The sequence below is a fragment of the Streptomyces sp. DS1-CR2 genome (assembly GCF_055760475.1).
This window is the reverse complement of sequence record NZ_CM147085.1, coordinates 2,922,360-2,935,626: the sequence shown is the minus strand read 5'-3', so window position 1 is coordinate 2,935,626 and position 13,267 is coordinate 2,922,360. Positions and strand designations below refer to the sequence as shown.

General features: G+C 68.3%; 14 protein-coding genes. All 14 read left to right on the top strand.

The annotated features are described in order from the left end of the window. Nucleotides 1-147: 147 nt before the first annotated feature. The 14 genes from ACY0PA_RS14420 (at nucleotide 148) to ACY0PA_RS14355 (ending at nucleotide 13,260) form a co-directional block, all read left to right on the top strand. Entirely contained in the window at nucleotides 148-1,527 is a 1,380-nt protein-coding gene (locus ACY0PA_RS14420) for a phage major capsid protein (protein ID WP_473084999.1), read from the top strand. A gap of 58 nt (nucleotides 1,528-1,585) precedes the next feature. Next, nucleotides 1,586-1,840 carry a hypothetical protein gene (locus tag ACY0PA_RS14415; protein WP_473084998.1) on the top strand — a complete coding sequence of 85 codons (255 nt, stop codon included), beginning with the start codon at nucleotides 1,586-1,588 and terminating at the stop codon, nucleotides 1,838-1,840. A gap of 14 nt (nucleotides 1,841-1,854) precedes the next feature. After that, nucleotides 1,855-2,403, top strand: a complete 549-nt coding sequence (locus ACY0PA_RS14410; RefSeq protein WP_473084997.1) for a head-tail connector protein — start codon at nucleotides 1,855-1,857, stop codon at nucleotides 2,401-2,403. Then, nucleotides 2,403-2,867, top strand: coding sequence for a hypothetical protein (locus ACY0PA_RS14405; RefSeq protein WP_473084996.1), 465 nt, complete (start codon nucleotides 2,403-2,405; stop codon nucleotides 2,865-2,867). Before ACY0PA_RS14410 ends, ACY0PA_RS14405 begins: the two co-directional genes overlap by 1 nt. A gap of 26 nt (nucleotides 2,868-2,893) precedes the next feature. Then, complete coding sequence (locus tag ACY0PA_RS14400; RefSeq protein ID WP_473084995.1) at nucleotides 2,894-3,103, top strand: hypothetical protein; 210 nt, start codon at nucleotides 2,894-2,896, stop codon at nucleotides 3,101-3,103. 3 nt (nucleotides 3,104-3,106) lie between these two features. Next, nucleotides 3,107-4,093 carry a phage tail tube protein gene (locus tag ACY0PA_RS14395; protein WP_473084994.1) on the top strand — a complete coding sequence of 329 codons (987 nt, stop codon included), beginning with the start codon at nucleotides 3,107-3,109 and terminating at the stop codon, nucleotides 4,091-4,093. A 9-nt stretch (nucleotides 4,094-4,102) separates the two neighbouring features. Continuing rightward, complete coding sequence (locus tag ACY0PA_RS14390; protein WP_473084993.1) at nucleotides 4,103-4,609, top strand: hypothetical protein; 507 nt, start codon at nucleotides 4,103-4,105, stop codon at nucleotides 4,607-4,609. A gap of 13 nt (nucleotides 4,610-4,622) precedes the next feature. Beyond that, complete coding sequence (locus ACY0PA_RS14385; protein WP_473084992.1) at nucleotides 4,623-5,060, top strand: hypothetical protein; 438 nt, start codon at nucleotides 4,623-4,625, stop codon at nucleotides 5,058-5,060. Nucleotides 5,061-5,192: 132 nt separating this feature from the next. Next, nucleotides 5,193-8,411, top strand: a complete 3,219-nt coding sequence (locus ACY0PA_RS14380; RefSeq protein ID WP_473084991.1) for a zinc ribbon domain-containing protein — start codon at nucleotides 5,193-5,195, stop codon at nucleotides 8,409-8,411. Nucleotides 8,412-8,422: 11 nt separating this feature from the next. Continuing rightward, complete coding sequence (locus ACY0PA_RS14375; RefSeq protein WP_473084990.1) at nucleotides 8,423-10,873, top strand: LamG domain-containing protein; 2,451 nt, start codon at nucleotides 8,423-8,425, stop codon at nucleotides 10,871-10,873. Nucleotides 10,874-10,914: 41 nt separating this feature from the next. After that, entirely contained in the window at nucleotides 10,915-11,382 is a 468-nt protein-coding gene (locus tag ACY0PA_RS14370; RefSeq protein ID WP_473084989.1) for a hypothetical protein, read from the top strand. After that, complete coding sequence (locus ACY0PA_RS14365; RefSeq protein ID WP_473084988.1) at nucleotides 11,379-11,894, top strand: hypothetical protein; 516 nt, start codon at nucleotides 11,379-11,381, stop codon at nucleotides 11,892-11,894. Before ACY0PA_RS14370 ends, ACY0PA_RS14365 begins: the two co-directional genes overlap by 4 nt. 68 nt (nucleotides 11,895-11,962) lie before the next feature. Next, entirely contained in the window at nucleotides 11,963-12,394 is a 432-nt protein-coding gene (locus ACY0PA_RS14360; RefSeq protein WP_473084987.1) for a hypothetical protein, read from the top strand. 65 nt (nucleotides 12,395-12,459) lie between these two features. Further along, on the top strand, nucleotides 12,460-13,260 hold the full coding sequence (locus ACY0PA_RS14355; protein WP_473084986.1) for a peptidoglycan-binding protein: 801 nt from the start codon (nucleotides 12,460-12,462) through the stop codon (nucleotides 13,258-13,260). Nucleotides 13,261-13,267 lie beyond the last annotated feature (7 nt).

Here is a 13,267-nt window from a genome sequence, read left to right as displayed (position 1 = left end):
CGCCTCGCCTGCACTACCTGACGCGCCGGAGTCCACGCCGGAGCGCTCCTCGGCATGCCCGCAGGAACGCCACCACCTGGACCACCACCCGAACGGATCCGCAGGCGCGACCCCACCGCAATTCCCATCACAGATTAGGAGTGAGCCATGCTCGCATTCCTGCGTACTCAGCTGCAGGAGCTGCTCGAGCAGCGGGCCGCGCTGAAGACCGAACTGGATGCCGTCATCGAGGCGCCCAAGACGGAGAAGCGCAACCTGACTGACGACGAGCAGTCGACGTTCGACGAGAAGCGCGACGCCATCAAGGCGAAGGACGTCGAGATCAAGGCGAAGGAAGAGCGGATCGCCGAGCTCGAAGAGTCCGAGACCCGCGACAATAAGGCCGCAGAGCTCCGCTCGAAGTACGGCCAGGCGCCGGCCCCGGTCGCGTCCGGGATCACGGTCACCTCTGAGCCGGAGACCTACCGCAAGGGCGGGCGGACCTCGTACTTCCGCGACCTGTACCGCTCGCAGCACATGGGCGACCGTAACGCCATGGACCGCCTGCGCCGCAACGACGAGCAGGTCGCCGACGGCCTGGAGAAGCGCGCCCTGACCACCACGGACGGCTCGGCCGGCGAGTTCGTGCCGCCGCTGTGGATGATCGACGACTACGTCACCCTCGCCCGCGCCGGCCGTGTCGTGGCCGACCAGGTGCAGCACCAGCCGCTTCCGGCCGGTACGGACACCATCAGCCTGCCGCGCCTCGCGTCGGGTACGGCGGTGGCCGAGCAGGCAACGCAGAACACCGGGGTGCAGAACACGGATGCCACGGCGTCCTCGGTCTCTGCGTCGGTGGCGACGATCGCGGGTCAGCAGGTCGTGCCGCTCCAGCTCCTGGAGCAGTCGCCGATCAACATGGACACGATCCTCCTCGCGGACCTGGCGGCGGACTACTCGACGAAGCTCGACGCGTTCGTCATCAGCAACAACGCCGCGAACAAGCGGGGCATCCTCAACGTGTCCGGCCTGAACGCTGTGACGTACACCGACGCGACCCCGACGGTCGGCGAGGCGTACTCCAAGGTGGGTGACGGTATCCAGCAGATCCACACCGGTCGCCTGCTCCCGCCTGACAAGATCTTCATGCACCCGCGCCGGTGGGCCTGGTACACGGTGTCTCTCGACACCGCGGGCCGCCCGCTGGTGGTGCCGGCGGCGAACATGCCGCAGAACGTTCTGGCCGCCATGAGCGATGTGGTGTCCGAGGGCTTCGTCGGCACGCTGCAGGGTCTGCCGGTGTACGTCGACCCGAACATCCCGACGAACCTCGGTGCGGGCACGAACGAGGACCGGGTCATCGTCGCGCGGTCCAGCGACATCATCCTCTTCGAGGGCACCCCGCGCTCGGAGACCTTCCGTGAGTCCAAGGCCGACCAACTGTCCGTTCTGCTGCGGTTTTACAACTACGCGGCGCTGCACTCGGAGCGGTACCCGAAGTCGATCAGCGTCGTGTCCGGCACCGGCCTCATCGCGCCTGTCTTCTAGGCCGCCCACGGCCCCGGCCCGCCCTGGGCCGGGGCCCCACCTTTGAGGGGAGTGAAGGATGCGGATCGAGCCCGAACGGGAGAGGACCGAGGCCGAGGTCGCGGCGGAGCGACGCCGGGACCTGGTGGCGTCTCTGGAACGCGAGCGCGACGGCTACAAGGTGCGAGGCCTGAGCAAGCGGGTCGCCGAGGTCGACGCGGAGCTCAAGCGGCTCGGCGCCGACAAGCAGCCCGTCACCGAGCGCGAGGCCACCGAACCGCGGGAGACGGCGGTCGAATCGAAGCCGAGGCGTACCGCCGCCCGCGGCAAGTAGAAGGGGGTGAGGGCATGGCGATCCTCACTCTGGAAGATGCCAAGGCGCAGCTCGACATTGAGTCCACGTCCAGTGACGTGGAGCTGCAGGCGTATATCGATGCGGTGGTCGTGGCGATCGAGCGGCACGTGGGCCCGGTGGAAATCCGTTCCGTGACCGAGACCTTGAACTCGACCGGCACCCGTCTTGCCGTGACGCGAGTGCCGGTCGTTTCGCTCACCTCGGTCATACCGGTGCTGTCGGGCGGCCTCGCCTTGGACGTGGACAGTCTGACGCTGGACGCGGACGCGGGCGTCGTGCGGCGTCTGGACGGCGGCACGTTCTACAGCGGGCCGTGGCTGGTGACCTACTCGGCCGGCCGGGGCGGCGCCTCGCCCGCGATCAATCTCGCGGCGCGGATGCTGCTGCAACATCTGTGGCGTACCCAGTACGGGGCGGCCCGCGGTGGCGGCGGCGCCGACGACTACAGCGTGACGGAGCCGATTCCGGGCTTCGGGTACGCGATCCCGAACCGGGTGCTGGAACTTCTGGAGGCGGACAAGGCCCCGCCTGGGTTCGCGTGATGGCGACGTCAGCGGCACCAGCCGCCGTCGAAGCTCTGCTGTCCATCACCCGTGCGGCAACTGGCCTGGCGGACGCGCTCATTGTGGACGGCCCGCCCGGTCCTGATCTGTCCGGCTCGCGCCGGATCTACATCGGCTGGTCTCCGGGAGCCGAGCAGGCTGTCGAGATCAGCCAGGACTTCGCGTCGGCGGGGGCCCGCACCCGCGACGAGGAGCTGACCATCGTCTGCTACGCGGAAGTGAGGCTCGGCGACAAGGACATGGCGCTTGCTCGCTCCCGCGTCTTCGAGCTGGTGGCCGGGGTCGAGGTTGCCCTGCGTGCCACGAACGAGGAGCCGGAGGCTCCGACGCTCCGCGGCACTGTCCTGTGGGCGCACCTGACTACCGGAAGCCTCATCCAGGACAAGAGCTCTGGGTCTCTGGCCGGCCTGGCGTTCACGGTCGCCTGCCGGGCCCGTATCTGATTCATCACCACCAGAGGAGTACAGCCATGGCGCGTGTGCGCTACGTGGGCCCGGAGCCGGTATCCGTGCCCGAGCTCGGCATGAGGACCGTCGAACCGGACACGGTCGTCGAGGTGCCGGACGAGAGGTTCGACGGCTACGTCTGCCAGCAGGCGTGGGAGCCCGTGGAGGAGCCGGGCGCCAAGGCGACGGCGAGGAAGCAGGCGCCGAAGAGCGCGCTGCAGAAGGAGGGCTGATCCATGGCGATCGGATCCGGGCTCGGCGCCCAGCTCGGCATCTCGGCCGAGTCGACCTACGGAACGTTCGTCGCTCCGACGAAGTTCATCGAGTTCACCAAGGAATCCTTGGTGCTGAAGAAGACGACGGCTCAGAGCGCCGGCATCGCGGCGGGCCGCCTGGTCGCACTGTCGTCGCGCCGTGTTCTCACGCGGCAGGAGGTCTCAGGGTCGATCGACCTGGAGATCACCAACAAGGGCATGGGCCTCTTGCTGCAGGCCCTGATGGGGACAACGGTCACGCCAGTGCAGCAGGTCGCCACGGCCGCGTACCTGCAGACGCACACGCTCGCGGACACGGCGGGCAAGTCGCTCACGATCCAGAAGGGCGTGCCGCTCACGACCGGAGCCGTCACCGACAAGTCCTTTCTGGGCTGCAAGGTCACCAGCGCGGAGTTCGCGTGCGAGGTGGGCGGCATGCTCACCGGCAGCTTCGAGTTCGACGGCAAGGCGTGCGACGAGGCGCAGACTCTCGCGACCGCGTCGTACCCGAACATGTCGGTCTTCCACTTCGGGCAGATGGGCATCAAGACCGGCACCTACGGCACGGAGGCGGCGCTCGACGGGATCCGCAAGGTCTCGTGCAAGATCGAGCGGCCGCAGCACGTGGAGCGCTTCTACGCCGGACAGGCCGGGCTCAAGAAGGAGCCCATCAGCAACGACCAGGTGAAGATCACCGGTTCGCTTGAGACCGACTACGTCGCGACCACGCTGGACGACCTGCACACCAGCGACGGTGCGACGTCGCTCGTGTGGGAGTTCATCGGCCCGATCATCGCGTCGACCTACGCGGAGACGTTCCGGATCACCCTGCCCGCGGTCCGCTTCGACGAGGGCCCGCCCACGGTCGACGGCTTCGACGTCGTGAAGCCCACGCTCCAATTCACCGGCCTGTACGACGGAACGAACCCCATCAAGATCGAGTACATGGCCACGGACATCACTTTGTGAGGTGACCCAGTGCAGGTACGGATCACCGGCACCGGTCAGCTCCTCGATCTACAGCGCAGGCTTCGGGCGGCCGGCCACGAGAACATCCGGTCCTCGATGCAGCGGCGGATCCGCCGTGCGGCCGAGCCGCTGCGTGACGACCTGCAGGACTCCATCCGCCACCTCGACATCGCCTCGGCCGGCCGCAAGGCGGGCAAGCGCGGGGGGCCGTCGCCGACCACGCGCCCGCTGCGGGCGTCGATCGCGGCGGCTATCCGCATCAACGTCCGGACTACCGGCAACCCCGGCGCCCGCGTGTGGGTCGACCGGGGCGCCCTGCCCCCTGACATCCCCAACGGTGTCCTGGTCCGCCTGAACGAGGGCCGTCTGCGCCACCCCGTATTCGGCAACAAGAGCCGCTGGGCACAGCAGAACGCCACCCCGCTGTGGTGGGACCGCCCGATCAGAAACCACCGTCCGCGCATGGAGCGTGAGGTGGCCCGTGTCCTCGACGACGTGAAGCGTCGCCTGAACTGAGAGAACGAACCCGATGATCATTGTGTATGCGCCCGAGGGCGGCGAGACCCATCGCTGGGACCTGAAGACCGTCCGGATCCTGGCGACCGAGGCCGAGGCGGTCGAGCGCGTCACAGACCTGGAGTGGGAGGCGGCCCGCGCCAAGGTCGTCAAGGGCTCCATGCTCGCCCTGCGCGCGGTCGCCTGGGTGCTGATGAAGCGCACCGACACCACCCTGCGCTACGGCCAGTTCGCCCCGGCCGCGTCCGAGCTCAGCTACGAGTACGACGCCGACGAGCGGGCCGCGATCCGCGTCGCCATCGAGGAAGATACCGATCTGTCCGACGAGGAGCGGGCCTCGATCCTGGCCTCGCTCGACGAGACGGACGCTGCCCTGGACACGCTGGCCGATGAGGACCCCGAGTCGGTCCCAAAAGCGTCGGCCGACGAAGCATCGCCTTCCGACGGCTGACCTACGAGCCGCTGTTCGCCCACCTGCTGCACATGAAGCCGTGGGACATCGAGCGCCTCACGCTCGACCAGTTCGAGCGCTACGCCGCATGGATCGACGACTACCAGCGACAGCAGGAGGAGGCGGCACGCAGTGAGTAGCTCCCGCATGACGTTCATCCTGGATGCCCGGGACAACCTGTCCCGTGTCTTCGACCGCGCGGGGAACTCGGCTGGCAGGCTGGAAAAGAACCTGATCAAGCTGGGCGCCGTCGGCCAACTCGGCGGCGGACCCATGGCCGCGTCGTTCGTGGCCGGGGCCGGCGCCCTCGTTGGCGCGTTCGCCTCGGCGGGCCTGGCGGCCGGGGCGTTCGGCGCGGCCGTGCAGCCACAGGTCAAGCTCATGACCGACAACGCGGCCGCAGCGAAGAAGCTTGCGGACGCGCAGGAGACGGCTGCACGTAAGAAGCAGGTCGCGGCCGCCCTCGAAGCCAAGGGCAGCGACCTGACGAAGAAGGCCCAGACCGCCTACACGTCCGCGCGGATGGCCGCGGTCGACGCGGAGAAGGCCTACGCCCGGCAGACCAAGGGGATGCCCAAGGCGACCGCAGACGCGGCCCTGTCGCTGGCGAAGCTGAAGAGCGCGCACGAGAAGTGGTCGGCGTCGCTGGCCAAGGACACCATGCCGATCTTCACCAAGGGTCTCGACGCCGCGCGTAAGGCGCTGCCGCTCCTAACGCCGCTGGTGAAGACCACAGCGCAGGCCCTCTCCGATTTCATGGACGGCCTCGACGGCAGCGGCATGAAGGGCTTCATCGCCCGCATCAACGACGTCGCGAAGAAGACGCTGCCTGACCTGCTGTCCACTGGGCGCAATGTGTTCGTGGGCCTGGGCGGCATCATCGGCGCGTTCCTGCCCACGAGCGACAAACTGACCGGCGGGCTGGAGAAGGGCTCCGCCGCGTTCGCCAAGTGGGGCCAGGGCCTCGGTGACAGCGCAGGGTTCAAGCGGTTCATGGACATCGCGGGCGAGGGGTCCGGCTCCCTGGCCGCCCTCGCCGTGGCGGCACTGGATCTGTATGACGCGATGCGCCCCATCTCGCAGGCGATGGTCGCCGCGGCCGAGGGGGCGGCGAAGTTCATCCGCTGGCTGCCGCCCGACACGCTCGCGTACATCGGCGGGTCGCTCCTCACCATCAAGCTCGCCACCCTCGGGATCGGCGCGGCGATCAGCGTGCTGAGCGCCGGACCGATCGGCATCGCAGCGGCGGCCATCGTGATCCTGGGCGCGGCATTCATCACGGCCTGGCAGAAGAGCCAGACCTTCCGCGAGATCACCACCACCGCGTTCGCCGGCGTGGCGCAGATGGCGCTCAGCCAGGTGCGGCTGATCCTGCTCGGACTCCGCAGCTTCAGCGACACGGCCATTACGACCGCGAGCGGCGTCGCGTCGACTCTGGCGTCCGCGTTCGGATGGATGCCTGAGATCGGGCCGAAGCTGAAGACCGCGGCCGCCTCGGTCGAGAAGTACCGCACCGACACCAGCGCGTACTTCGACGATGCGATCGGGAAGGTCGACGCGTACTCAGCGCAGGTCGACAAGATGCCGCAGAACATCCGCATCAAGGGCGACATCACCAGCCTGCAAGGCAAGATCGCCGAGGCTAAGGCGAAGCTCAAGGATCCCTCGCTCACGGCGCCTGAGCGCACCAAGCTGAAGGCGGACATCACCGACTGGAACGCTCAGATCGTCGAGGCCAAGGCGAAGCTGGCCGGGACGCCGAAGCAGTACAAGGCGAAGCTGTTCGCACAGATCGACTCGTGGAACTCGCAGATCGAGGCGGCCAAGCGCAAGCTCGCGTCGACGCCGCCGTCCCGCCAGGCGAAGCTGCTTGCTGACATCCGAGACCTGCAAAGCAAGGTCGGTTCGGCCCGCGGCCAGCTGAACAGCCTGAACGGCAAGACTGCGACGACCTACATCCGCACCGTCTACCAGAAGGTCGACTCGTCGGCCTCGAAGACGTTCCGCCGTACCGGCGGGCCGGCACCGAGGTTCGCGGGCGGCGGCATGCCAGGCGGGATGCTGAGCGGTCCAGGCACGGGCACGTCGGACAGCATCCCCATGTGGTGGGCATCCAATGGCGAGTACGTCGTCAACGCGCGCAGTACCGCGAAGTACAAGGCGCTGATCGAGGCGATCAACTCGGACAGCGTCGGATCCTCCGGCGGCATGGGCGGCGCCGGCATGGACGTGGCCAAGGGCCTGGTGCGGGGCATGGACGCCTCGGCTGGCGGTGTCGAGGGGGCGGCGCGGCGTATGGCCGGTGCGGTCGTCCTCGGCATCAAGGGCGAGCTGCAGATCGCATCCCCGTCCAAGCGGACGACAGCGTTGGCCAAGGACGTCGGCGCGGGTCTGATCAAGGGACTGACCGGCTCGAAGGCCAAGATCGCGTCCACGTCCAAGGATCTGGCCAAGGACATTTGGGCTGCATTCACGGGCAGCAAGGACAATCGCTTGGTCGCCTATGTCAACCGGCAGACCAAGACGCTGACCAGCCTGGCAGGGAAGCGGGACTCGATCGCGGCGACGATCAAGCGGGCCAAGGAGTTCGCCGAAACGACCCGGGTCGGCGCGAAGCAGTCCGCTTCGCTGGGCGGCATGTTCGAGGGTGAGGAGCAGGTCACCGCGTCCGGCATCAATAGCAAGCTGCAGCAGCGGCTCGCCAAGATGAAGACGTTCACCAGCTACATCTACACCCTCAAGAAGCGCGGCCTGAACAAGACCATGCTCCGCGAGATCCTCACTATGGGGCCCGAGGAGGGCTACGCGTATGCGTCCGCGCTGGCGGGCGCGAACTCCAAGCTCTTCAAGGAGATCAACTCCACCCAGTACAAGATCAATGATCAGGCGGACACCCTGGGCCGTGCCGGTGCCGACGCCCTGTACGACTCGGGGAAGAACGCGGGCAAGGGGTTCCTCAAGGGCCTGTCCTCGCAGCAGGACGCGATTGAAAAGCAGATGCTGAAGATCGCCAAGGGGATGCAGGCGGCCATCAAGAAGGCCCTCGGCATCAAGAGCCCCAGCACGGTCATGGCCGAGGTTGGCCGGTACTCCACGGAGGGCCTGGCCGTCGGCCTGGTCGACCGTATGCCCGTCCTCGACCGCGCCCTGTCGGCCGTGTCTGGGCGCGTCGCAGCGACCAGTCCTGTGATGGGCCGGCCTGCCGTCGCGGTCGGCGGTGGTGGAGGCGACTTCGTCGTCAACGTCACCATTGGCAACGCGATGGACCCTGTCGCTGTGGCCCGCGAGTTCGAGCGGGTCCTGCTCAAGTACGGGCGTGCACAGGGCACCACCGTCCGCATCGCAAGGTAGGGAGGCCGGTTGTGCCGCTGCTGGTAGAGATGGGCTGGGGCGGTCTGGTGCAGAACACGAGCTCCATCACCTGGACCGACATCACCCAGCGCGTCGACGTCGGGCAGGGCGTCGCCATTACCCGGGGGGCAGCCGACGAACTGTCGGAGACCCAGCCGGGGACGGCGACGCTCGTGCTGGACAACGCCGACGGCGCCCTGACCCCCGGCAATCCGAACTCGCCGTACTACCCATACGTGCGGCGTAACGCGCCGATCCGGGTCAGCGTGGCCTCTATCCCCACGAAGTCGGGGGCGTCGCCGTACCCGCTCGCCCAGCTCGGCGACGATTTCGACGACGGCGCCACCGACCCAGCGCTGTGGACAGCGGCCGGAGGGGCGGCCGACGTCGAGGGTCGGCTTCGGCTCCCCTGCGTACCCGGCGTCGTCTCCCGATACACCAGTGCCCGGCAATGGACCCTGACCGGATCGAGGCTGACAGGCAAGCTGTGCACCGTCCCCACCACGCTCGGTTCCTCCGCCGCGACCCTCAGCATGTACGTCTACTCGCAGACGACCGGCACCCGGTTCCGCTGGCTCTACAACGCCCTCACGAACGAGCTGCGTGCGCTCAACGAGGTGGGTTCCGCCGACGCATCACCCACCGTCCTCACGTACAACCCGATCCAGCACGCATGGCTACGCATCCGGGAGAGCGGCGGCACGGTCTACTTCGAGACGAGCGCGGACGGCTTCGGCTGGACCGTGCGCCGCTCCCTGGCCACACCGGCATGGGTCGGCACGGACCAGGTGCAGGCGGAGTTCGCCGCGTTCCGATCCGGCGGCACCGGCGACTACGCCGAATTCGACTTGGTCGGCGCGAGCGTCCGGCCCCGCTTCTACGGCATGGTCAACGAGTTCCCCGTCGAATGGGACGGCCTCTACAGCAAGGTGCAGATCACGTGCACCGATCTGTTCAAGCGCCTCAACCGGCTACCGGCCCTCAAGTCGATGCTGGGCGAGGAGATCCTCGCGCAGGACGTCAGCGGGATCTTCGACTTCCTGTCGGCGTACTACCCGCTCAGCGAGCCGGACGGCGCTCTCGCCGCGGGCGACCTGTCCGGCAAGGGGTGCGGTGCCCTCGTCCTCACGCAGGCCGGGAGCGGCGGCACCCTGGATTTCGGTGGGGAGGGCCTGGCCGCCACCGGCGACACCTCGGTCACCTTCACGCCGTCGACCGCGACCGCGGGCAAGTACCTGGCCGCGGATCTCGGCGCAGCGTTCGAGACCGACGACGCGACCTATCTGCCGATGATCTCGTGCTGGTTCAAGACCACGACGGCGAGCAGGGCGATCCTCGGCCTGTTCTCCGCCAACTTGGACAATCAGCTGATCCTCGGCATCAACTCGTCCGGGAGCTTGACCGTGGAGACGACGAACGACGGAACGCCGCCGGTCGTCCTGCCCATCGCCGGAACCCTCACCGACGGGAACTGGCACCACATCTACTTCGACGACGCGTCGAAGCGGATCTACGTGGACGGCGTGCAGATCGGCTCCACGCTGGCCGCCGTGTCCTTGTCGTCGCTGCGGTTCCTGCACGTGGGCGGATACCGCGGCGCCCGCCTGTTCTCCGGGCAGATCGCGCACGTGGTCATCTCGCACGCCACGGGACCCCTCGGCACCACCCTCGCCCCGCTGCACTACACGGCCGGCACCACCGGCTTCGCGGGTGAGGCAGCGGACGACCGGATCATCCGGCTCGCCCGGTACGCGGGCCTGGGCTCGGTCACCATCTGGGGCGCCACGCATGATTCGGTCGCCGGGCAGGGGCCAGGCGGTACGGGCGTCGTGGCCAGGATGCGGGAGATCGAGTCGACCGAGAGCGGCCGCCTGTGGGCGGAACGTGATTGGTACGGGCTCGCCTACCAGTCCCGCGACGTGCGCTACAACCCATCCCCGTCGTCCGAGACGTTCACCATCGACTACGCCGACGTCGAGCCCGGCATCAGCCTGGCCGACGACGACCAGAAGATGGTCAACCAGGTCGACGCGTCCCGGCCCGGCGGTGCCACGCAGCGCGTGTCCGCGCCCTCGTCCATCCTCGCGTTCGGCGAGTACCCGCAGGACTTGAACATTCTCAAGACGTCCGACAACAGCGTCCTGGACGCGGCGGCCTGGCTGGTGTCCCGCTACGCCAACCCCTCGCCCGAGCTGCGCGAGGTGCCCATCGAGGCGTACACGATGGCCAGTTACCTGGACATCCTCGACGCCGAGATCGGCTCGTTCTTCTCCGTGTACAACCTGCCGGCACAGGCGCCGTCCCCGACGATGCGCGTCACCGTCGAGGGCTACACCGAGACGATCAAGGACACCTCGCACCTGATCACCTTCCACACGAGCGCCTCGTCCACGGACTCCGTCTGGGTCCTAGACGACCCGGACTACTCGCAACTCGACCAGACCACGCGGCTGGCGTACTGACCGGCGCCGACCCAACTTTCCCGAGGCCGAGCTGAGGAGCCATGACCACAACAGCCCTTCCCGCCGATTCGATCCTGCGGGCCGAGACGTACTACCTGCCACCGCCCCCGCGCCGCGGCCAGCCCGTACAGGACTGGTCGCAGGTCCCCGGCGCCGAGCTCGTCTACAAGTGGGTGGAGTACCGGCTGGGGTGGCGGGTCCCCGTCCCCACCGAGTTCGTGCTGGACGACCCCGGCGTTTACGCGCGGATCGATGACGGCCGGTGGCTCGCCGAGTGCGCGAACTGTGGCTCGGCGTGGATGGTGTCCCCCGTCGACCCGCGGTTCGGGTGCGCGATGTGCCGCCGCGACTGGGTGCCGCTAATCCTGCCCGCCGACATCGCCGCCGCCGAGGCCGAGGCGCTCGCCCTGGACCACCGGTTCTGGTGGAACCCCCTAGACCCAAAGAACCCCGCACCCCCCATCACCGAGCCGGAAGCGCCGGCCGAACCCGAGGAGCCGCAGCCGTGACGTTCGGACCCAAGACCTGGGCGGTCGGCGAGACCGTGACCGCGGCCTACATGAACACCGAGCTGCGCGACCAGTTCAACAGCTTCTTCGGCGCGTGGAACTCGTACACGCCGGTGTGGACCACGAACACCACGTCGCCGACGCTCGGCAACGGGACGCTCACCGGCCAGTACATGAAGATCGGCCGCACCTGCATCGTGATGATCGTGTTCACCGTCGGCAGCACGTCCACGCCCGGCACCGGCAGCTGGCGGTTCAGCCTGCCCTTCCCGGCCGCGACCGTCTCCGGCGGCAGCCCCGGCGTCCTCAACTGGACGTACTCCACCAGCGCCGCCTCGAACTTCATGGTCGGCGCCGGTCCGCTGCCGAACGGCTCGACGACCAGCGACAACATCTGGATGCCCAACCAGTCCACGATCGGCGACTGGAACGTCATGAACGAGTCCTCGCCTTACACCCCGGCGGCCGGCTACGTCCTGCGCGGCTACGGCACGTACCAGACCGCCACCTGACCGACCTCAACTCCCTGCCGCCCCGCGCCCCTGTAGGGGCTTTTTTCATGCCCAGATAAGGGACGCCCATGGCCACCGTGTGCAAGCTCTACCGCAACAAGAAGCCGCAGGTCATCCAGCCGAACCGTTGGACTTTGCTCACCTTCGAGCAGGCGCTCAGCAACGACCGGAAGATGGCGCTCGACCTGAGCCTCATCCGCCCGCCCGTCGACGGCGACTTCGTCTGGTTCCGGAACCTGCGCTGGGCCGCGATCGAGATCCCCGCCGGCGACCTCCGGCCGCGGCAGATCATGTCCCGCTTCATCCGCGACCCGCACGGCATCCGTGACGACACCGGCGCCGACGACCGAGTCGCCACCCCCGGCCGCAGCTGGCAGACCGTCGCATGGGCGTTCGCCGGCCAGGCCGGAATGCCCGTCGGTGTCGAGGTCTGGCACGACCACGACCAGCCCTGGGCCCTCGAGCACGCCCAGTTCGTCGGCGAGACCAGCGACTACTAACCCGACCCCACCCAAGCCCGCGCCCCTGAACTGGGGCCTTTTTCATGCCCAGATAGGGGCTCCACGTGAAGCTCGTAACCCGCGCCCAGCTCGGCTGGCCCGCATCCGCCGCACCCAGCCAGACCAGCACCAAGGGCGTGAAGGTCCACTACGAGGGCACGACTGTGTCCGCCAAGCTCCTCACCGACCACGACGCCTGCATCGCAGAGTGGAAGGCCATCCGCAGATCCCACCTGGCGAACAAGCAGGAGAACTACTCCGACATCGCCTACAACTACGGGGCCTGCCCTCACGGCTACCTGCTCGAAGGCCGCGGCATCGGCAAGCGCACCGGCGCCAACGGCAACCAGCCGCTGAACATCGCGCACTACGCCATCGTCGGCCTCGTCGGATCCTCAGGGCTGACCGAGCCCAACGACGCCATGCTGTCCGCGATCCGCGACGGGATCGAGCTGCTGCGCAAGCACGGCGCAGGCAGCGAGATCAAGGGCCACCGCGACGGCTACGCCACCGCCTGCCCCGGCGCCAAGCTGTACGCGTGGGTGCAGAAGGGCGCCCCGCGGCCGGGCGGCACCACGCCGGCCACGCCGAGCACCCCGGACTACGAGCCGTTCCCCGGGGCCGGCTTCTTCATGAGCGGCAGCAAGCCCGCGCTGGGCAAGAAGTCCGCGGTCTTCACGGCGATGGGCAAGCGGCTCGTAGCTGTGGGGTGCGGTCGGTACCAGGTCGGCCCTGGCCCGACGCTCGGCCAGGCCGACGTCGACAGCTACGAGGCGTACCAGCGCTCCCTCGGCTACACGGGCCCCGCCGCCAAGTGGCCGCCCGGCCCCACCTCCTGGTCCAAGCTCCACGTCCCCAACGTCTGAGAGGAAC